16 protein-coding genes are annotated in these 19,619 nt (G+C 58.6%); 4 read left to right on the top strand and 12 right to left on the bottom strand.

Translation table 11 applies throughout. The features are described 5' to 3' along the window. Nucleotides 1-9 precede the first annotated feature (9 nt). Nucleotides 10-3,354, top strand: a complete 3,345-nt coding sequence (locus J8E65_RS01005) for a Swt1 family HEPN domain-containing protein (protein ID WP_210373541.1) — start codon at nt 10-12, stop codon at nt 3,352-3,354. Between the two features lie 154 nt (nt 3,355-3,508). Here the strand turns inward: J8E65_RS01005 and J8E65_RS01000 are convergent, their stop codons facing one another. From J8E65_RS01000 to J8E65_RS00985, 4 genes are all read right to left on the bottom strand, one after another. Further along, entirely contained in the window at nt 3,509-4,726 is a 1,218-nt protein-coding gene (locus tag J8E65_RS01000; RefSeq protein ID WP_210373540.1) for a baeRF10 domain-containing protein, read from the bottom strand. A 40-nt stretch (nt 4,727-4,766) separates the two neighbouring features. Further along, on the bottom strand, nt 4,767-5,402 hold the full coding sequence (locus tag J8E65_RS00995; RefSeq protein WP_210373539.1) for a sigma factor-like helix-turn-helix DNA-binding protein: 636 nt from the start codon (nt 5,400-5,402) through the stop codon (nt 4,767-4,769). 127 nt (nt 5,403-5,529) lie between these two features. Continuing rightward, nucleotides 5,530-5,892 (bottom strand): P-II family nitrogen regulator, encoded by a 363-nt coding sequence (locus tag J8E65_RS00990; protein WP_210373538.1) that lies wholly within the window; start codon nt 5,890-5,892, stop codon nt 5,530-5,532. A 21-nt stretch (nt 5,893-5,913) separates the two neighbouring features. Beyond that, nucleotides 5,914-7,284, bottom strand: a complete 1,371-nt coding sequence (locus J8E65_RS00985; protein WP_210373537.1) for an ammonium transporter — start codon at nt 7,282-7,284, stop codon at nt 5,914-5,916. Nucleotides 7,285-7,706: 422 nt separating this feature from the next. Between J8E65_RS00985 and J8E65_RS00980 the strand changes: the two genes are divergently transcribed. Beyond that, the gene (locus J8E65_RS00980; RefSeq protein WP_210373536.1) at nt 7,707-8,255 is read left to right on the top strand and encodes a YfiT family bacillithiol transferase; all 549 of its coding nucleotides are present in this window, start codon (nt 7,707-7,709) and stop codon (nt 8,253-8,255) included. A 151-nt stretch (nt 8,256-8,406) separates the two neighbouring features. Here the strand turns inward: J8E65_RS00980 and J8E65_RS00975 are convergent, their stop codons facing one another. Genes J8E65_RS00975 through porX form a run of 3 tightly spaced genes read right to left on the bottom strand, consistent with a single transcriptional unit; the run spans nt 8,407 to nt 12,101 of the window. Then, a complete protein-coding gene (locus J8E65_RS00975) occupies nt 8,407-10,062 on the bottom strand; it encodes a M28 family metallopeptidase (RefSeq protein WP_210373535.1) in 1,656 nt (551 codons plus the stop codon). Between the two features lie 33 nt (nt 10,063-10,095). Further along, nucleotides 10,096-10,545: a tRNA (adenosine(37)-N6)-threonylcarbamoyltransferase complex ATPase subunit type 1 TsaE gene (gene tsaE, locus J8E65_RS00970; protein ID WP_210373534.1), complete on the bottom strand. Its 450-nt coding sequence runs from the start codon at nt 10,543-10,545 to the stop codon at nt 10,096-10,098. After that, nucleotides 10,542-12,101, bottom strand: a complete 1,560-nt coding sequence (gene porX / locus J8E65_RS00965) for a T9SS response regulator signal transducer PorX (protein ID WP_210373533.1) — start codon at nt 12,099-12,101, stop codon at nt 10,542-10,544. Before porX ends, tsaE begins: the two co-directional genes overlap by 4 nt. A gap of 90 nt (nt 12,102-12,191) precedes the next feature. Between porX and trmB the strand changes: the two genes are divergently transcribed. Further along, nucleotides 12,192-13,136, top strand: a complete 945-nt coding sequence (gene trmB, locus J8E65_RS00960) for a tRNA (guanosine(46)-N7)-methyltransferase TrmB (protein ID WP_210373532.1) — start codon at nt 12,192-12,194, stop codon at nt 13,134-13,136. Between the two features lie 62 nt (nt 13,137-13,198). On the opposite strand, the gene J8E65_RS00955 is transcribed toward trmB, so the two are convergent. The 3 genes from J8E65_RS00955 to J8E65_RS00945 form a co-directional block, all read right to left on the bottom strand. Further along, nucleotides 13,199-13,798, bottom strand: coding sequence for a DJ-1/PfpI family protein (locus tag J8E65_RS00955; protein ID WP_210373531.1), 600 nt, complete (start codon nt 13,796-13,798; stop codon nt 13,199-13,201). Nucleotides 13,799-13,902: 104 nt separating this feature from the next. Beyond that, nucleotides 13,903-14,319, bottom strand: coding sequence for a DoxX family protein (locus J8E65_RS00950; RefSeq protein WP_210373530.1), 417 nt, complete (start codon nt 14,317-14,319; stop codon nt 13,903-13,905). A 40-nt stretch (nt 14,320-14,359) separates the two neighbouring features. Beyond that, a complete protein-coding gene (locus J8E65_RS00945; RefSeq protein ID WP_210373529.1) occupies nt 14,360-15,286 on the bottom strand; it encodes a DnaJ C-terminal domain-containing protein in 927 nt (308 codons plus the stop codon). Between the two features lie 172 nt (nt 15,287-15,458). On the opposite strand from J8E65_RS00945, the gene J8E65_RS00940 reads away from it, so the two are divergent. Beyond that, nucleotides 15,459-17,438, top strand: coding sequence for an RNB domain-containing ribonuclease (locus tag J8E65_RS00940; RefSeq protein WP_210373528.1), 1,980 nt, complete (start codon nt 15,459-15,461; stop codon nt 17,436-17,438). A gap of 1 nt (nt 17,439) precedes the next feature. Here the strand turns inward: J8E65_RS00940 and J8E65_RS00935 are convergent, their stop codons facing one another. After that, nucleotides 17,440-18,270: an alpha/beta fold hydrolase gene (locus J8E65_RS00935; RefSeq protein WP_237181496.1), complete on the bottom strand. Its 831-nt coding sequence runs from the start codon at nt 18,268-18,270 to the stop codon at nt 17,440-17,442. Continuing rightward, nucleotides 18,243-19,259: a UDP-N-acetylmuramate dehydrogenase gene (gene murB / locus J8E65_RS00930; protein WP_210373527.1), complete on the bottom strand. Its 1,017-nt coding sequence runs from the start codon at nt 19,257-19,259 to the stop codon at nt 18,243-18,245. Before murB ends, J8E65_RS00935 begins: the two co-directional genes overlap by 28 nt. Nucleotides 19,260-19,619 lie beyond the last annotated feature (360 nt).

The raw sequence follows: 19,619 nt of genomic DNA, 5'->3' as shown, positions 1-19,619 counted from the left end.
ACGGATAAGATGGCAGTAACCAACTACGAACGCGTGAGCAAAGCCCTGGAACTCCTGCGAGCGGGACTCGCAGGTTTCGTGGAGCGGGAGTTTCAGAGCCGGTATGGGGAAACAGCCCAGACTAAGGCGCTGGGGTTTCTGGGTGAGGACCGTTCTTCCCCCAAGCCGATCTCCCAGTGGGATGCGGCAGCGCTTCTTAAGGTGATGTGGGAAGGATGGAACGAGGTTTTCCGTCAAACCCTGGGGTATGCGGAACGCTCCCTTGTATCCGAGCTAAGAACCTGGCGCAACAAGTGGGCCCACCAAGAGGCATTCAGCACTGACGATGCCTATCGGGTGCTGGACTCCGTAGAGCGCTTGCTGACCGCCATCTCCGCATCTCAGGCCGAAGAGCTGGCGCGAATGAAGCAGGAGCTGTTGCGGGTCCGCTTCGACGAACAGTTACGGTCGGAGCGGCGGAAGGTCGGTGGGTCGCTGGTCGAAGCGGCGGCCGCAGGGGCGCTCAAGCCCTGGAGGGAGGTGGTTACCCCGCACCCCGACGTGGCCAGCGGCCGCTATCAACAGGCAGAGTTCGCTGCGGACCTCTGGCAGGTTTACCTAGGCGAGGCGACCTCGGAGTACCAGGATCCCGTGGAGTTCTTCCGCCGCACCTATCTGACAGAGAACCTGAAACGATTGCTGGTGCGGGCGGTGCAACGCCTGTCGGGCACAGGGGGGGACCCAGTGGTTCAGCTCCAGACCAACTTTGGAGGTGGCAAGACCCATGCGATGATCGCCCTCTACCACCTGTTCAGCGGCCGGCCTCCGGCAGAGCTGCCAGGGGTGGAGGAGGTAATGGCCGAGGCGGGGGTGCACACGCTGCCGAGGGTCCAGCGGGTGGTGCTGGTCGGAAACCGTATCTCGCCGGGGAATCCGACGGTGAAGCCGGACGGGACGGTGGTCCGAACCCTGTGGGGCGAGCTCGCTTGGCAGCTCGGGTTTGCGGCCGGTGGCCTCGAGGAAGCCAGAAAAGCCTATGCCCGAATAGCAAAAGATGACGAGCTTGCCACAAGCCCGGGGGACGTCCTCCGGGAGTTGTTCAACGCGTACGGCCCGTGCTTGGTGCTTATTGACGAGTGGGTGGCCTACGCACGCCAGCTCCATGATCAGGCGGACCTACCCGGAGGGACTTTCGACACGCAGTTCACCTTCGCGCAGGCGCTGACCGAGTCCGCCCGGGCCGCGAAGAACTGCGTGGTCGTGGTCTCCCTTCCAGCCTCGGACACACCTGCGTCGCCCCACGCTACGGCCGAAGACATCGAGGTGGGCGGCGTGCGCGGACGGGAGGCGCTGGATCGGCTGCGCAACGTGATCGGACGCGTCGAGTCCCCGTGGCGGCCGGCCACTGCCGAGGAGAGCTTCGAGATCGTGCGACGGCGCCTGTTCGAGCCCATGACCGACCCCGAGCAGTTCAAGGCGCGGGACGTGACTGCGCGGGCCTTTGCCGACCTCTATCGCACGCAGAAAGGCGAGTTCCCCCCGGAGTGTGCGGAGGCCGAGTACGAGCGTCGGCTGCAGGCGGCGTATCCGATCCACCCCGAGGTGTTCGCCCGTCTGTACGAAGACTGGTCCACCCTGGCGAAGTTTCAGCGCACACGAGGGGTTCTGCGGCTCATGGCCGCAGTGATCCACAGCCTGTGGGAGCGTGGCGATCGGAACCCGCTGATCCTGCCTTGCACCATTCCGATGGACGACTCCCAGGTGCAGTTCGAGCTGACCCGGTACCTGTCGGAGAACTGGGTGCCGGTGATCGAGAAGGACGTGGACGGACCAAGCTCGTTGCCGGTCCGATTGGACTCCGAGGTGCCTAACCTAGGCAAGTACCACGCCTGCCGGCGAGTGGCACGTACTATTTACCTGGGCTCAGCCCCAATTCAGCGGACTGCCCACCAGGGCATCGAAGACCGGCGGATTCGCCTCGGGTGCGTGATGCCGGGGGAGGCACCCGCGGTTTTCGGCGATGCGCTGCGGCGACTGGCAAGCGAGGCGATTCACCTCTATCAGGACGGGACTCGTTACTGGTACTCCACACAACGGACGGTCACAAAGGTTGCGGAGGAGCGCGCAGCCCAGCTCGAGCGGGAACCAGAGAAGGTGGCCCGCGAAATCGAGCGGCGGGTGCGGGAGGACGTACGACGGCGGCCGGGTCAGTTCAGCCGCGTCCACGACTTCCCGCGCACCAGTCAGGATGTGCCCGACGACCTGGACGCCCGGCTCGTCGTCCTTGGGGTTGATCATCCCCACACCAGGGGTCAGGAGAGCCCGGCCCTGATTTTCGCGAAGCAGGTCCTTGAGTGGCGCGGGAGCTCCCCGCGCCACAACCGGAATACGCTGGTCTTTCTGGCAGCGGATCAAGCACGGCTGCAGGACCTGGAGGAGGCCGTCCGGCGCTACCTGGCTTGGGAGTCCATCCTGCAGGACAAGGAAGTTCTCGATCTTTCCCCGCATCAGGTGCGACAGGCCGAGTCGCAGAAGGTGGCTGCCGACGTCACCGTGAACGTGCGACTCCCTGAGACCTTTCAGTGGTTACTGGTGCCGGTCCAGACAGATCCCCATGGCGAAGTCACATGGCAGGAGATCCGTTTGCAGGGTAATGAGGGGCTTGCGGTGCGAGCAAGCGCCAGGCTCGTGAAGGAAGAGCTGCTGTTAATCCAGCTAGCCGGAACGCGGCTTCGGATGGAACTGGACAAGGTTCCGCTGTGGCGTGGAGATCATGTGTCCATCCAGCAACTCATCGAGGACTTCGCTCGCTACATCTACCTACCGCGCCTCAAGAGCCCGGCCGTGCTCGTGGAGGCCGTGCGGGATGGGGTGGCGCTCCTGACCTGGGAGCAGGAGACCTTCGCCTACGCGGATAGCTTCGATGAGGCTGCGGGTCGCTACCGGGGGCTTCGGGCTGGCCAACAAGTGCACATCTCAGCGGAAGCTCCCCAGGGTCTGGTGGTGAAGCCTGAGGCGGCGAAGAGGCAGATGGAAGCAGTTGGGCCCGGCGCGGCGCCTGCTTCTGGAGGCGAAAGGGTGGAGGGGCCCACAGTGGCAGGACTCGATGCTGGGCCGGAGCCACCGGCGCCTCTGAAACTCCCCACCCGCTTCCACGGGACCGTGAGCCTGGACGCCGTGCGGACCGGGGCGGAGGCGGGCAGGATCGCTCAGGAGATCCTCACCCACCTCGTCAACGTCCCTGGGGCGCAGGTCCAGGTGACGCTGGAGATCGAGGTCGTCGCGCCCGAGGGGATTCCGGAAAACGTGGTGCGCACCGTCACCGAAAATGCCAGGACCCTAAAGTTCAAGAGCCACGGGTTTGAAACGGCATAAGGGTCAAAAAATCTGCATTTTTGTTTACGTTTTGCTCAGGGCAGCGGGCGCACCTCTGTTTGTTCTGAAGCAGCGCTTACAGTGGGCTAGCACCGGAGGTCGATTCTCTGAGGTCGTGATGGGGCGCTTAGCGCCGCCCAAACGGTGCGCGTATTCAAAAACGCAGCAGGGCGCCTATAGGGGCATAGGAGGCCATCAGCCGGCGTGCTGCCTCGCTGCGTACCAGCTCAACCGTGGCATTTTGGGCCAAGGCAAGCTCAAGGGCCTGATCTACCAGGTCGGATTCCGGCTCGACAGCCTCGCCACAAGCCGGGCAGGGCTTTGTGGCGTCCAGCATGAGGAGATCGCAGCGAGGGCAATACCCTCCGGAGACCTGAAAGTCGTCGTCCACGGCTAGGGTCATGACGCGCCGTTGGTTCAGGGCATCGACAACCTGTTCAATCCCCCAAAGACCCCGGTCGGGCAGACTTTCTTGGATCTGCTCCACGGTGCGCACCTCTTCCCGCGCCTCGACTGCCCGCTCAAGGGGATCAATAACCTCAGCAACCCGCACATTGGGGGCGTGGACATCGATGGTAAACTCTCCTCCAATGTGCTCCTGAACGCTTTTGGGTAGGTTGCCTAAAAAGCTTGGCTTTAGCTTTTCTGGCGCGGAAAAAAGCAGGTAGCGTGCTTCGAACTGTTGAAAAACCAAGGCTGCAATGTACGCCAGCGCTTTTCCGGTTTGTTCGTTAAGCTGGCGTTCAAGGTCGTCGCGTTGATTCCAGTCGATCCAGTCGGTAACCAAGCCGCGGAGTTTGGGACCGCTTAGCGTCAGCACTTCTTCGACGTAGCCGATTTGGCTGATGAAAAAGCGGCTGTGTTCGCGCGAAAGCACTGCCACGACAAAGCGGTCGTGCTCGTCGCGCGTGCGCACCAAAGGGCGCGTGTAAGGCGTCGAGGCCAGTTCAAGACGATCGGGCAGCGGAATCGGAAGCGCAATCTGCCGCCAGAGGCCCAAGGATTCGCACACGAAAAAGGCTACACCGCGACCCATCGCAGGCAGCCCTTCTTTTAGCGCCAGCTCGATGCGTTCAAGTTCCTCAGCCACATGGTCGCGTAGCCGAGGATCACTGATCGTTTCCAGTTGGGTTCGGGTTAAATCTTTAAAGACCGCGTGCCAGCTTCCCTTTTGCCGGCGTTCAGGCGTCAGCTTCAGGTAAAGGCTGACAATAGGATCGCCGTTGGACTTCGTTTCACCGAGCTGACGCAAGGCAGTTGGCGTAAGCAGGCGGTAAGCGGGTTCGGTGCGCTCTTGCTCCAAGCGCGCCAGAATCTGGTCCCTCAAAGCTGGCGAGAACGTCTCGGTCAACTGCACCATGGATTTTTCCATCGTTTTTTTCAGGTTTGCATGGCGTAGCGATTGCGGGCCCTTAGGCACGTACGGTCTGCATGCGCCTGCGGGCACGCTGCAGCAACTCGGCCGTTTCGCGAACCGAACGCTGCATCACGAAGGCCACTTCCTGAAGGGACAGCTTATGCAGGTCGTGCAGCAGCAATACCTGTCGCTCTTCAGGTTCGAGCACGTCCAGCGCCTCCGGTGGGGCTTCTTCGAGCGACAGCTGCTCTTCGGTGAGCGTAGCAGCGTCGGGGATCACATCTTCCCAGCGCTCCAGATCGTCTGGCTGGTACCACTCCCAAAAGGATTCGTCATCGTCGTAGATAGGCTCTGGGGGTAGGGGAGCCTCTAAAGACAGCTCCCAAAGCCGGCGAAAGGTGCGTTCACGAGCCACATAGCGGACAAGCACCCGGTTGAGCAGGCCCAGCAGCCAGGCGCGCACGCTAAGTCGCCAGGGCTTGCGGTGCCGCTGGCGCCAGGCGGTAAGCAGCGTTTCTCCGACCAGTTCTTCGGGGGTCAGATCTTCCGGTCGGAGCATTTTAAGCCGCTGGTAATGCGAGAGCTCGCGGCGTGCAGCCAGCAGCAGCTCGTCAACATGCGGCGTGACCCATTGGCGAAAGGCGGTGCGGTCGCCTGCTAAAACCGCTTTCCAGAGATCTAAAGCGGCCACGGCACTAAAGAGGTTTGCTCTAGCTTAAAAAAGTGGCGGGCCGCTGCAGAGTTCCTTGGCAAACGTACCGTTTCTGCAACAAAAAAGCCCCCTTTCCCGCAGGAAAGGGGGCTTCGGAAACGAGCTCTTAGGCGGTGGTCACGGTAACGGGTGTGACGGCTGCTTCGTCGGTTTCTCCTGTACGGATGCGGTAGACTTTTTCTACGGGAAGGACAAAGATCTTGCCGTCACCGACCTCGCCTGTGCGGGCTGAACGCAAGATGGCTGCTACGGTGCGCTCGACAAAATGGTCTGATACGCCAATGTCGAGCATGATCTTGTCGTGCAGTTCCATTTTGACCGTAGTGCCGCGGTAGGTTTCCACGAGTTCGGTTTCGCCACCGTGACCCTGGACGCGGCTCACCGTTAGCCCGTACACCTCAGTTTGAAAGAGGGCTTTGAGCACGTCACTGAGTTTTTCGGGTCGAATGATTGCACGGATGAGTTTCATGGCGGAAGGCAAGTTTAAAGGTTATGCGGTTGTAGCCGGTTGTGGCCGCGGCGCTGTTGCGGGGGCCGTACCGTTGGCCCGTTCATGCTCGAGCAGCAAGACGGCACCCTCACCGTAAGCGTACGCTTCTTCGCCATGCAGCACCACATCAAGGCCGCGGGCTTCGTCGGGCGCCGCTGCACGGACAGGCATAAAGAGGCTCAGGACTTTCAGGATCAGGAACGAGACCACGCTGCTGTAGAACAGGACGGCTACGACAGAAAGGAGCTGCACCAGGACTTGACCGGGATTCCCAAAAAGCAGCCCGTCGGCCGTTCCGTTCCAGGCTGCATGGGCGAAGACCCCCGTCAGAAGCGCACCGCTGGCGCCCCCAAGCCCATGGGCAGCAAATACGTCCAGCGAATCGTCGAACCGAGTGCGGGGCCGCCAGAGGATGGCAAAATAGCTGGGTAAGGCTGAAAGCGCGCCAATGAGCAGGGCTGCCCAGGGGGGAACAAACCCTGCTGCAGGGGTAATGGCCACCAGGCCCACCACAATGGCTGTAGCAGCACCAACAGCAGTTACCTTACCGCTCCGGATCAGGTCCAAAAAGGCCCAGGCGCTAAGGGTTGCTGCAGGCGCTAGCATCGTGTTGACAAAAGCCAATGCGGCGCTTTCGTTCGAGGCCAGTGCACTCCCGCCGTTGAAGCCAAACCAGCCAAACCACAGCAGTCCAGCGCCCAACAGCACAAAGGGTACGTTGTGGGGCAACATGGCCTGACGCCCATAGTCCCGGCGCGGTCCTAAGAACAACACGGCACCTATGGCAGCAGCTGCAGCATTTACGTGCACAACAGCCCCCCCAGCAAAGTCTAAGGCGCCCAAATCGGCCAGCCAACCTCCACCCCAGACCCAATGGGCAATCGGCGCATAAACAAGCAGGCCCCACAGACCAATAAACCAAAGATACGCCTTAAACTGCATGCGCTCGACAATGGCCCCAGAGATCAGCGCAGCGGTAATAATGGCAAACGTCCCCTGAAAGGCCATGAACAGCAAGTGCGGAATGCTTCCGCTGGGCTCCAGCCCAACGCCCATGAGCAGGACCTTGGAGAAGTCCCCAATCCAAGCCGACCCTTCCCCAAAAGCCAGCGAATAACCTAGCACAGCCCAGAGCACACCCGAAATGCCCAGCGCAATGAAGCTCATCATCATCGTATTCAGGGCATTTTTGGCGCGCACCAGGCCACCGTAAAAGAAAGCCAACGCGGGCGTCATCAGCAATACCAGGGCTGTGGCAACCAGCATCCAAGCGGTATCCCCACTTGAGATCGAGGCCTCCGCTGTCCCCTGAGCCTGCGCTGGCAACGCAAGGAATACAAGCGGCCAGAACAGTAGTTTAGAAGATCGCATGACTGTTTTGACTTTTTTAGGTTATTAAATCAAGACTCCGTATTTTATTTAGGAAAATGAGAAACTAAAGTCAATATCTTAAAACAATGGATTAATAGAATTTAATTTTTAGAAAGCGGTTTCGGAAGGCGTGATAAGGCACACGTTGGCTTGCCTTTGGAAGGCATTGTGGGCTAAAAGTAGCTTTGGGAATTGTGGTCTCAGGCGATGCGAACCATGTCGTAGTGGTCGTGCACGCCCCGCTTTGGCGGCTGCAGCAACGTCTTGTGGGCTATCCGTGGACGCAACGGATCAAGACGTAGGGCAGTCCATCTTAACGCGATCGCCTGTGCAGGCCACCAGGAAGCCTAAGTGTGTAAACCATTTGCCTACCTTCACCGTAGAAATGCCTACACGATCCGCCAGTCACGACGCATGCGTTCATGACCGACGCTTTACGTTATCCTATTGGACCGTTTCGCTGGCCTGAAAAGCCGCTGACCACCGAGCAGCGTGAAGGGTTGATTGCGCAGCTGGCCGAGCTACCGGTTTTGGTGCGCCAGGCTGTAGCCCAGCTTACCGAAACGCAGCTAGACCAGTCCTATCGACCTGGGGGGTGGACAGCGCGTCAGGTGGTGCATCATCTGGCCGACAGTCATCTCAACGGCTATCTTCGGTTCCGACTGGCCCTGACCGAAGAGACGCCGTCCATTCGCACCTACGATCAACAGCGCTGGGCTGAATTGCCCGATGCGCGCTCAGCACCGGTTGGACCTTCTATAGCGCTGCTTGAAGGGCTTCATGCACGTTGGGTGGCACTGCTGCGCAACTTGGCTGCTGAGGATTTTCAGCGCGCGTTTCTTCATCCTGAACGGGGTCGGATCACGCTGGACCAGGCCTTGGCGCTTTATGCCTGGCACGGTCGCCACCACGTAGCGCATCTTACGCTGGTTCGAACGCAGGCTCAAGCCGCGATTGGAGCGGACGGATAAGCGTGTGGCAATGATCGGCGTATAGGCAGCGTCTTTGGGCGTGTATGCTGTTGATGTCTGCCGGGAAATTTCTTGGCCTGGCGTTTGCCCGCATGGATATGTTTTTCTAAGCCACTTCGGCGCTGCGCTTGGGAGTCCCAATAGCGGTGCTTTAGCGTTCATTGCGCTGCTGGTCGCGCAGTGCGCGGAAGGGCGTTCCTTCGCGCCAGTTAGGGAAGTCGGTGCTGTTGGCCAGTTGGTAGCCAATGTGGAACAGCAGCCGCAGGTCGTCTACGGCGCCATGTAGATCCCAAGAAGGATTGTACTCGTCCGAGGGCTTGTGGTAGTGTTGCGCCACGTATTCGGCGCGGCGCTTGAGCGTCCACTCCGTGCCGTGCACTACGTGATCGATGCCGGCGTCGAGGTACAAAGCTGGAATGCCGATGCGGGCAAAGCTGAAATGATCGGAGCGGTAGTAATAGCCTTTTTCGGGTTCTGGATCAGGACGCAAATAGCGTCCTTGCGCTGCAGCAGCGGCCTGCGCATAGTCGTCCAAATCCGACAGGCCGTAGCCGATGACGGTTACATCCCGCATAGGGCCTAGCACGTTTAGGCCGTCCATGTTGAGCACCGCCACTGTTTTTGCCGGTGGGAAGACGGGGTGTGTGGCGTAGTAAGTCGATCCCAATAGGCCTTGCTCTTCGGCGGTGACGGCCAGAAAGAGTACAGAGCGGGCTGGGGGTTCAGGCAGAGTGGTAAAAGCGTGGGCTAGGGCAAGCAGGCCTGCAGTGCCGGTGGCATTGTCTAGGGCACCGTTATAGATGCTGTCGCCGGCCAGCGAAGGGTTGACGCCCAGGTGGTCCCAATGCGCGGTGTAGATCACGACCTCGTCGGGCTGCTTTTGGCCAGGCAGCAGCGCCAATACATTACGCGATTGCACCTGGCGAACAGTGCTCTCAAGCGCAGCCGACAGCTGGAGGCCTAGGGGTAGGGCTCGAAATCCCGGTTGTGCCGCAGCAGCCTTGAGCTGTTCTAGGTCGCGTCCGGCTAGCCGAAGTAGGCGTTGTGCAGCTTCGTAGGTGAGCCAACCTTCAAGGGCACAGCGGTCCATGTTCTGCTGCTCGTTAGCGAGCGTAAACTGCGGTCCAGACCAAGAGCCCTGCACAACAGCCCAAGGATAGCCGGCTGGTCCTGTTTCATGAATGAGGAGTGCAGCCGCTGCTCCTTGGCGGGCGGCTTCCTCAAACTTGTATGTCCAGCGGCCATAATAGGTCATGGCGCGTCCGGTAAACAGCGCCGAGTCGCCCGTGGCATAGCCCGGATCGTTGACCAGCATGAGTACCGTTTTGCCGCGCACATCTACACCAGCGTAGTCGTTCCAGTTGTATTCGGGCGCTACGATGCCGTAGCCGACAAAAACCACCTCGCTGGCCTGAAGCGTGATTTTAGGGGCTAGGCGTTTGGTCCAGAGCATCGCTTCGTCGCCGTATCGGAAGTGCAGTTGGCCTTGAGGTCCGCGCACTTCCAGACGAACGGAGCGCGGATCGACGGTAAGCTCGGCCAGAGGTACGTCTTGCGTATAGGTGCCCTGATGGCCTGGTTGCAAACCGAGTGCTTGGAACTGCTCGACAAGGTAGTTTACGGTGAGCATTTCGCCGGCCGATGCCGGTGCCCGGCCAAGAAAGGCGTCGGAAGCCAGCACCTGAATGTGCTCGGCCAACCGTTCTGGCGTGATTGCCTGCTGGGCTATTTCGAGCGGGTCTTGACGATGGCAGGCCGAAAGCGCAAAGCAAAGGCCTAAAAGCAGCAAGAAAGTCGTGCGTTGCATGAAGCTTGGAGTGTTGTTTAGGGTAGGCTCAATTTACGTAGGCCAATAGGTAATGCGGCGGCGGTTGTTTCCCAAATGTTCCAGGCGCAGGCGCAGAGCATAAGGGGGCAATAAAGGCTCGATGCGTTCGGCCCACTCGACGATGCTCACCCCCTCGCCGAAAAAGTATTCTTCATAGCCTAGCGCATAGAACTCTTCGAGCTGGCGCAAGCGGTAGGCGTCGAAGTGGTAAAGCGGCAGGCGTCCACCCAAGTAAATATGCAGCAGCGTAAACGTAGGACTGTTGACCTCAGCTTCAGGGATGCCCAAGCCCTCGGCAATGCCTTTAACGAGCTGGGTTTTGCCCGAGCCCAGTTCGCCGTAAAGGGCGACTACGTCTCCGGGGTGTAGCCGACGGGCCAGGTGCTTCCCCAGAGCGCGCGTGGCTTCGGGCGTGTTGGTCTCGCAGGGCAACAGGTCGGCAAGCGTAAGGGCGGCTTTCATACTGCCTTGGGGCGCAAAATGGCTAGCGGCACGATCATCTCCTGAAGCGAGATGCCGCCATGCTGAAACGTATCGCGGTAGAGGTTGACGTAGTAATGGTAGTTGGTAGGATAGACAAAATAGTAGTCTTCCTTGGCCAAAAGGTAGGTGGTGGTGATGCTGCTTCGCGGCAGGCCAAAGGGTAGGGGATCACGAATCAGGAGAGCGTGGCGTTCGTCGCAGCGCAGGTTGCGGCCAAACTTGAAGCGTAATGCCGTAGAAGTTTCCCGGTCGCCAATGACTTTGGTAGGATGTAGACATCGGATGGCGCCATGGTCCGTGGTTAGAAGGATAGTGCAACGCTGGTGGGCCAGCGCCTGAAACGCCTGGTAAAGCCAGGAGTGTTCAAACCAGGTGCGGGTCAGCGCTCGGTAGGCACGCTCGTCTGGGGCCAGTTCTTTAAGTACGTCGGAGTCGGAGCGGCTGTGCGCAAGGATATCGACAAAGTTAACCACAACAGCACTCAGGGTGTATTGCAAAAAGTCGTTCACCTGGCGGGCAAAGGTGCGTCCGTCAGCCGCGCCAAGGAGTTTTTCGTAGCGGATGCGGGCAGAAATGCGCCGGCGGGATAAGCATTCGCTCAGAAATAACTCTTCGTTACGGTTGCGGCTGTTTTCGCTTTCTTCGGCCTCAGACCAGGCATCGGGATAGCGCCGCGCGAGGTCACGCGGAAGCAGTCCGCTAAAGAGCGCATTTCGGGCATAGGGCGTTGCCGTAGGCAGGAGCGCAAAATAGTGCATGACGTTTAGATCAAAAAGCGGAGCCAAAAGGCGTTCAAATTCTAGCCATTGGTCCAAACGCATGCAGTCGATGACCAAAAACAGCACCGGACGGCCTTCTTCGAGCAAAGGGAACACAACGTGCGGTAGCACTTCGTGTGACAGCAGGGGACGGTCCTTACCAGGCGCGCTGGAAAGCCAGTTGGGATAGACCGCCTCGATGTAGCGGGCAAAGACCCTGTTTGCTTCCTGAAACTGATCTTCCAAAATCTGCCGTGCAGCTTCGTCTCCTTCTAACGTGACATCGAAGCGGGTTAGCTGGCGATAGAGGCTTACCCAGTCGTCGGGTGCCAGTTGCCCTTGTAAGGCGGCAGCAATACGCGCAAACGCCTGCAGGTATTCCTGGGAAATCTTTTCATTGCGGATGCGTGGCTGCTCGAGCAGGCGCTTGCAGGTCAGCAGAATCTGACTTGGATTGACCGGTTTGGTAAGGTAGTCACTGATCTGGCGCCCTAGGGCTTCTTCCATAAGCTGCTCTTCCTCGCTTTTGGTTACCAAGACGATCGGCAGCTCTGGTGCTAGGGCTTTGATGCCAGCCAGCGTTTCTAGACCGCCCATACCCGGCATGTGCTCATCCAGCAAGACAACGTCGAAGTGGTTGCGCCGCACCTGCTCGATCGCATCGGCGCCGTTGGTGACGCTTGTTACCTCGTAGCCTTTGGTTTCCAGAAACAAGATATGGGGACGTAGCAATTCAATTTCGTCATCGGCCCAAAGGATGCGCGGCTTGCTTGGCATGGTAGCTTAAGGAAACTCTTCGAGGTTTACGGCTATAACGAACGCCCTAGTCAAGGATCTGGTCCAAACACACCAACGCATGACCCAGTAATGCTATTGCGTACGGGCCAGTTTACGTTTCCTACGCCACCAGAGCAGCTTTTTGGACGGCAGGCGCCGTTGGTTTTGGAAATTGGTTTCGGCGATGGCGGGTTCCTTCTGGATCTGGCAAGTCGACACCCCGAGTGGAACGTGCTGGGCGTGGAAATCTCTCCAGGTTCCGTGCGGCGGGCACGCCGTCGTCTTCGCCAAGCTGGTCTGACAAACGTACGGCTTTACCTGGGGCAGGCGCGTTTTTTGGTGCGCCAAGTGCTTCCTCCACGCAGTCTGCACAGCGTGTATGTCAACTTTCCAGATCCCTGGCCCAAAGAGCGGCATCGGGCGCGACGCTTGTTGCAGACCTCATTTTTTGCGTTACTGTCGACGCGCTTGGAAGCGCAGGGAACCTTACGCTTGACGACTGATGACGCGCCGTACTTTGCCTTTGCGCTCGAGGCTGCGCAGCAGACGGGTCTTTTCCGGATCGAAGTAACTGAACCACCCCCAGAAACGCTCCAAACCAAATACGCCCGCAAATGGCAAGCGCAACAAAAACCGATCTATCACGCCGTTTTCCATAAAGCTGCTGAAGCCCCCGACCCGTTTCTCCCAACCATCGAACGCTACGACGTCATGCATCATGCCGTGCTGGAAGGTGTGCTACCTAAGCTGGAGCATTTTGAAAAGCTGGTGCACGCTTTTGAGGGTGGACATGTAATTTTTTTGGAAGCTTATCGGTCCCTGGATGGGAGCGGATTGCTGTTTCTAGCGCGCATAGAAGAAGAGGATCTGGTCCAGGAAGTGCTCTTAGAAGCTGCCCCCAGGGAGGGCCGTGTGTTGGTACGCGTACTGCCTTTTGGGTTGCCGCTTTCAACGCGAGGCACACGTGAAGCAGTACGTTACTTAAGCACGTGGCTGGAGGCTCAGGGGATGCGCTTATGTGAGGCGTTTTTTTAAAAAAAAACCGCGCGCTTTCATCGTAAAGCGCGCGGTTCTGGGGCTCGGATCAAGGATTAAAATCAGGCCATTGCGGCTTCCTCATGTTCGATACGCAGCCCAAGCACTTTGAAAAACTCGGCTAGCCAGCGTGGATGGGCAGGCCAAGCGGGTGCTGTAACCAGGTTCCCATCAACTACCGCTTCATCGACCGGCACTTCGAGGTATTCACCGCCTGCAGCTTTCACTTCGGGACCGCAAGCTGGGTAAGCCGTGCAGCGCCGACCTTTGAGCACCCCGGCTGCCGCAAGTACCTGTAGCCCATGGCAAATGGCGGCAATAGGTTTGTTGGCTTGGGCAAAATGCCGGACGATCTCCAGCACACGCGGGTTCAGGCGAATGTACTCAGGCGCACGTCCCCCAGGAATCACCAGCGCATCGTAGTCTTCAGGACGAACGTCGTCGAACGTCGCGTTGAGCTGGAAGTTATGGCCTGGCTTTTCGGAATAGGTCTGATCGCCCTCAAAATCGTGCACGGCCGTGCGAACTTTCTGGCCTTTCTTCTTGTCTGGGCATACGGCGTCAACCTGGCACCCGACGGCTTGTAGCGCCTGGAAGGGGACCATGATTTCGTAGTCCTCGCCAAAGTCCCCCACGATCATCAAGATGCGTTTAGCTCCCATAGCAGCCTCCTTGTAGATGGGTGAATGGAAAGTGAACGAAGCGCTTCTCCTTTCATGCACGAAGGAACCTTGGGGCAGTTCCAGGACCAAATGTTACCGAATTGTTATTGGCGGGTACGTTGGGCGTCGAGGCTGTAATGGCCTGGACCCGTAAGCATCAGGGCCACAAAGACCAGCGCAATTTCCAGGGGGTACCAAGGGCCGCCAGGAATAGCCCCGCTAACGTGGCCCAAGGCAGCAACAAGCAGCGTGGCTACGACAGGCACTAAAGCCCAGGGCCAAAAAAGCCCCAAGATCAGGAGGATACCCCCACCTACAAATTCAGACAGTGCGGCCACGAATCCCCAAAACGTCGGCGCAAAGTCAATGCCGAAAACTTGCATCACGCTGCCCACGCGCGCCCAGCGTTCTGGGCCGCCAAACAGCTTAGGGCCACCATGGACGAAAAGGAACGTCAACCCTAACCCAAGTCGTAGCACGAGTAACCCTAGGTCATGCCGGTATTTTACAGGACGCAGCATACGCACCTTATCGTTTGGATGAAACTACACTTAGGTTTGCCTACGATAGCAAACCCGCTTTTTGAGCAGCTTCGCGCAGCAAGCGCTGCTGCTCGGCCGATAGGTTGCGGGGGATTTCGACGTGGATTTCGACGTAAAGGTCCCCTTTGGTAGTATCGGTTTCCACACCATGTCCCCGGATGCGCAGGCGCTCGCCCGGCTGCGTGCCTGGAGGAATGCGCAGCTTAAGATAGCGACCGTAAGCATCCACCAGTTCGCGCGTGGTGCCGAGCATGGCCTCTAGCGGATTAATGGTGAGCGTGGTATACAAGTCGTCTCCCTCGCGCCGGAAGCGTGGGTGCGGCTCTACGTCGAAGATGATATATACGTTGCCTTTCGAGACGCCCGCAATTGTAGGGCCGCCATTCTTGAGGCGAATTTTAAAGCCAGGCCGTACGCCTTTCGGTACGTTAATGCGTACTTTTTGCCCATCAGGTAGCGTGATATCGGTTTTCCCGCCACGCAGGGCTTGTTCAAAGGGCAGGCGAACCCGCACCTCAACGTCGCGTGGGTGTCGCGTGCGGCTAAACGGATCCTGCCCAGTGCGCCCAAATCCACCAAAGAAGCGACTAAAGAGATCTCCGAGCCCGCCACCCAGCAGGTCTTCTAGGTTACCACTAGTTTCGAAGTGGACGAAGGTCCCCTCTGGCGTTTGATAGAAGCGACTTCCATTACCTGGACTAAACCCACCGAAGGCGTTAAAGGGATTTTTGCGGAGCATATCGTACTGCCGGCGTTTTTCAGGGTCCGACAGTACGCTATAGGCTTCCTGGATCTCTTTAAAGCGCTCTTCAGCCTGCGCCTTGTTCGGATTCCGATCTGGATGCCACTCCCGTGCCAGCTTCCGATACGCTTTTTTGATTTCTTCTTCGGTAGCTGTCTCAGGCACGCCTAGGATTTCGTAATAATCTTTGAGCATCTGCGCCATAGCATCCCCCCTGCGTCGCTAAATCTCAAACCCCAGATTTCAGGTATGTGGTCAAAGGCGTTTAGCACAGACCGTGCCAGGTCTGCAGGTTATGCAAAAATGACATAACGCCATAATTTAACAAAGGGCCGCCTGTTTGGGCTATGGTTGGCTTTAGACAAAAGGAAACGCTATGAAGCCGGGAACACTGATTGAGTACCTGGAAGACGATCAGCCGCAGCTTGCGCTTGTTTTGGAGGCACGCAACGATGGGTTGCAGGCGCTTACGCCTTCAGGCCGTCGCATTCGGTTACCCATCCGCCGTGTTGTGCTTTGCCATGAGCAAGCCGCTTCGACAGCACAGTTGGCCGAAGTGGCCCGTGGGCTTATCGCGCAGCTGGAAGCGCGTGCTGAGGAAATAGACCTGGCCCTTCTTTGGGAGGCGGCCCGTGGGGAAGGAGCATCCTTTGAACTGCCGGCGCTTGCCCGCTTGTATTTTGGCACCGACGGTCCACAGGAGCAGTCTGCCTTGCTACGGGCACTGCTGCGCGACAGGCTGTATTTCGGACGTAAAGGGTTAACGTTTGCGCCCCGTACGCCCGAACAGGTTGAGGCTTTGCGTTTGGCCGAGCAGCGTCGCCAGGAGCAAGTCGCTGCGCGAGAAGCACTCCGCCAGCAGCTTGCGCAGCTTTTAGAGGCTGGGGACGCAGCGGGCGTGGAGGCTTCGCCAGCACTGCTCGACGCGCTCGAGGCGTTGCTGCGCCAGCGGCAACCGTCTGAAGCCGCAGCTGTGCTCGAGACGTTGGCACGCGAGCGTGGGCTTACGGTGCGTGAGGCCGCCCTGGAAATCCTGGTCCGTGCTGGCCGATTAGAAGCTTCCGGCAGCAGCTTGGCATTGCTTTCAGGTATCGATCCGGAATTTTCTGCTGAAGTGCTTGCTGCTGCTCGAGCGCTGATGCCTTTTGCCCCCGAGGAAGGCCGCACTGACTTTACCCATTTGGAGGCATTCCACATCGACGACGCTACAACGCAAGAAATCGATGATGCGTTTACCGTAGAACCCCTTCCCGAAGGCGGTTGGCGTATTGGCGTGCACCTGGCCGACGTCCCCTACTTTGTTCGGCCAGGGGACGTGCTGGACCTTGAAGCGCAGCGTCGCGGGCTAACCCGTTACCTTCCTGATGGGCCCATGCTGATGCTGCCCGAGCGACTCAGCTACGATTTGGCTAGCCTACGTCCTGGAACACTCAGGCCAAGCCTCAGCGTCGTCGTTACTGTCGATGCCCAGGGACAAATTCAGGCGACGCAACTCACCCGTGGGCAGGTGCGCATCGCTTACGGCTTCACCTACGAAACCGTTGATGCCCTGCTTAGCGGGCAGGCTACGCATGCGCTTGCCGAAGCCCTGCACGTGCTTTTTCACCTGAGCACGCAGCTTACAGCAGCCCGACTGGCCCGCGGTGCTTTGATCATCCGCAGGCCAGAGCTCAAGGTGCGGGTTGTAGGCGAAGCGATCACCGTGCAGGTGATTGATCCGCACACGCCAGCACGACGGCTGGTGAGCGAATGGATGATTCTGGCGAATGCCGCGGCCGCGCGTTGGGCAGCTGATCAAGGGTTACCCATGATTTATCGGGTACAAGACCCTCCGGAAGACCCTGAGCTCGAGGGGCAATGCCTAGATTATGATCCAGTCGTGCTGGAGACTCGGCTGCGGGGGCTGCGGCGCACGCGCCTCTCGACGCACCCGCAGCCGCATGCGGGCTTGGGCCTTGAAGCCTATGTGCAAATAACTTCGCCGATTCGGCGCTACGCCGATCTGGTGCTTCAACGCCAGCTTGTGGCTGCTTTAGCAGGGGACCCCTTACCCTACGATACAACAAAGCTTTTGGAAGTGCTGGCTACAGCTGAAGCAGCAGAGCAAGAAGCGCGGGCCTTAGAGCAACAGGTCAACCGCTACTGGGCGTTGGTGTGGCTTAGTCGACAAACCGACCAGGTATTTGAAGCGCTGGTGGTAGCACGGCGTCCAGCTGGCTATGTCGTCGAACTGCAGCCCTACGGTTTGCGCGGTCTATTGGCTACGGGAGATGTGCTGGTTCCTGGCACGTTGCTCGAGGTGCGCATCGAAGCCGTTGACCCACGACGAGGTAGCCTGCGCCTAGAGCGGGTCTAAATCAGCTTTCGGGTTGGAGAAGAAACGTTACTACGGTGTGGGCAAAGGCCTCGGGAGCGTCAGCATGCACCCAGTGGCCAGCCCCAGGAATGATGACTATTTGGGCTCTGGGAAACAGGCGGCGCATATGGGTAGCATCGGATTCGGTGAGGTAGTCGGAGCGCTCCCCACGCACAAAAAGTGCCGGTCCGGTAAACTGCCGCTGGTTGTTAATGGCCGCATTGATGCGGTCATAGTAGCGCATCAGGCCTTGCAGGTCAACCTGCCAGCGATAGGTCTGCGTGGCCGCATCATAGAGCAGGTTTTTGAGCAGAAACTGGCGGATGCTGTCTTCAGGAATAGAGGCCGCCAGGGCCTTGTCGATAGCTTGACGGTTATTGTACTGAGCAAGATCGATGTCCCTGAGGGCCTGAAGAATGTGGTTGTGGCGCGCTTCATAAGCACGCGGGGCGATGTCCACGACCACGAGACGATCGACCCGATCGGGAGCACGGAGCGCCAGTTCCATCGCCACTTTGCCGCCCATCGAGTGGCCCAGTACGTGCGCTCGGCCAAGCTGATGGCGGTCCATGAAAGCCAGCACATCGGCTGCCATGGTGGGATAGTCGATGGGTTCAGCATGGGGCGAGCGGCCGTGGCCCCGCAGGTCTAAAGCCCAAACGCGGAAATGCGGCGCAAACGCTTTGCTAGCTAGCGTGTGCCAGTTGCCACTGCTGCCCAATAGGCCGTGCAAAATCAGGAGGGCCGGACCCTCGGTTCCATAGGCACGGTACGCCAAGTCAACCGGTGCTGCAGGAGCTTCCATCACGTTGATGCTTTTGCGTGTACCCATTGCGCCAAGGCTTCTACGTCGGGCAAGGGGTCAAACTCGCCCACAAAACGGATTTCTGGTTCTAGCCGGTAGCCGGTGCGGGTTTCGACCACGTGTTGCACATAAGCGATGAGCGCACGCACCTGCGTCGCGGTAGCACGGCCGCGGTTAACGATGATGTTTGCATGTTTTGGCGAGACTTCAGCATCACCAATGCGCGTGCCCTTGAGGCCACACTGGTCGATAAGGCGTCCGGCACCAATGCCATCGATTTTTTTGAAGATCGAGCCGGCACTGGGTTCAGTTTCCAGTGGAGGGTGACGTTCTCGCCGCCAAGCCAGGTTCGCCTCCATGATTTCCCGCATGCGGGCTGGGTCACCAGGAGCAAGTTGAAACGTTGCGGCCAGCACGATGTCGTCGCGTTCATGGAGGATCGAATAGTCGTAGCCAAAGCAGAAGTACTCTGGCCCGACCGTCTGGCGCATGTTTTCCGCCGTCAGCACTTCAGCCTCGGCCAGCACCTCGGCAATAAACATCGTGCGTGCCCGCTCAGGCGGCGGCGAGAGAAAGTGCAGGTTTTGCCACAGCGCACCTCCCACAGTGGAAGGAATGCCTACGTAGTGTTCCAGTCCGGAAAGGCCAGCATTGACGGCTACTTCGATGAGGTCGGGGTAGACGATGGCGCCACTTTCGGCCCAAAGACGGTGGCCATCTAGCAACCGGTAAGCCCGGGCGGCATTGCGGATGACCAGACCTCGAAAACCCCGGTCACCGACCAAGATGTTGGCACCTAGGCCAAGTACAAAATAAGGGATGCCTAGTTCACGCGCAGCCAAAACCGCTGTAGCAAGCTCATCACGCCTGTAGGCTTCGAAAAATAGGTCCGCTGGCCCACCGATTTTAAAAGTGGTATACGGGGCCAAGGGCACGTTTAGCCGAAGCCGCCGAGCATCAAGGCGTTTTTGCAGATAGCACAATACTTCGGAAACCAACCACACGGCGTCATGCAAAGGATAAAAAAGTTTTTTCTATACCACGCTGCGACGAATTTAGATTCGTCTGGCTTGACAGCCTGTTAGAACAAAATTTAATTTTAACTCGGAAGCGCTTTTGGATTTGCGATCTATCTCTTTTTTAAAACCGGTGAGCATAGGTTTTATACCGTTGGGCCGGTTTCGCTTGGAGCGGTAGGGTTGCAGGGAAAATCTTTAAGTATCCACCAGTGGGGACAGTGTACCGGATGAGGAGGACATCCGGGGTATACCTTGCGGAAGATTCCCAAAACCAGCCGAGGAGGTTTATCTATGGACGATCGGACCAGGCCAAGGAATGTGCTGCAGCACATTCTGGGAAGAGGTCTCTTTTTGGGG

Source organism: Rhodothermus bifroesti, assembly GCF_017908595.1.
In the GTDB taxonomy this organism is placed as follows: domain Bacteria; phylum Bacteroidota; class Rhodothermia; order Rhodothermales; family Rhodothermaceae; genus Rhodothermus; species Rhodothermus bifroesti.
The sequence above is the reverse complement of the archived record's forward strand: the minus strand, read 5'-3'. Positions and strand labels throughout refer to the sequence as shown.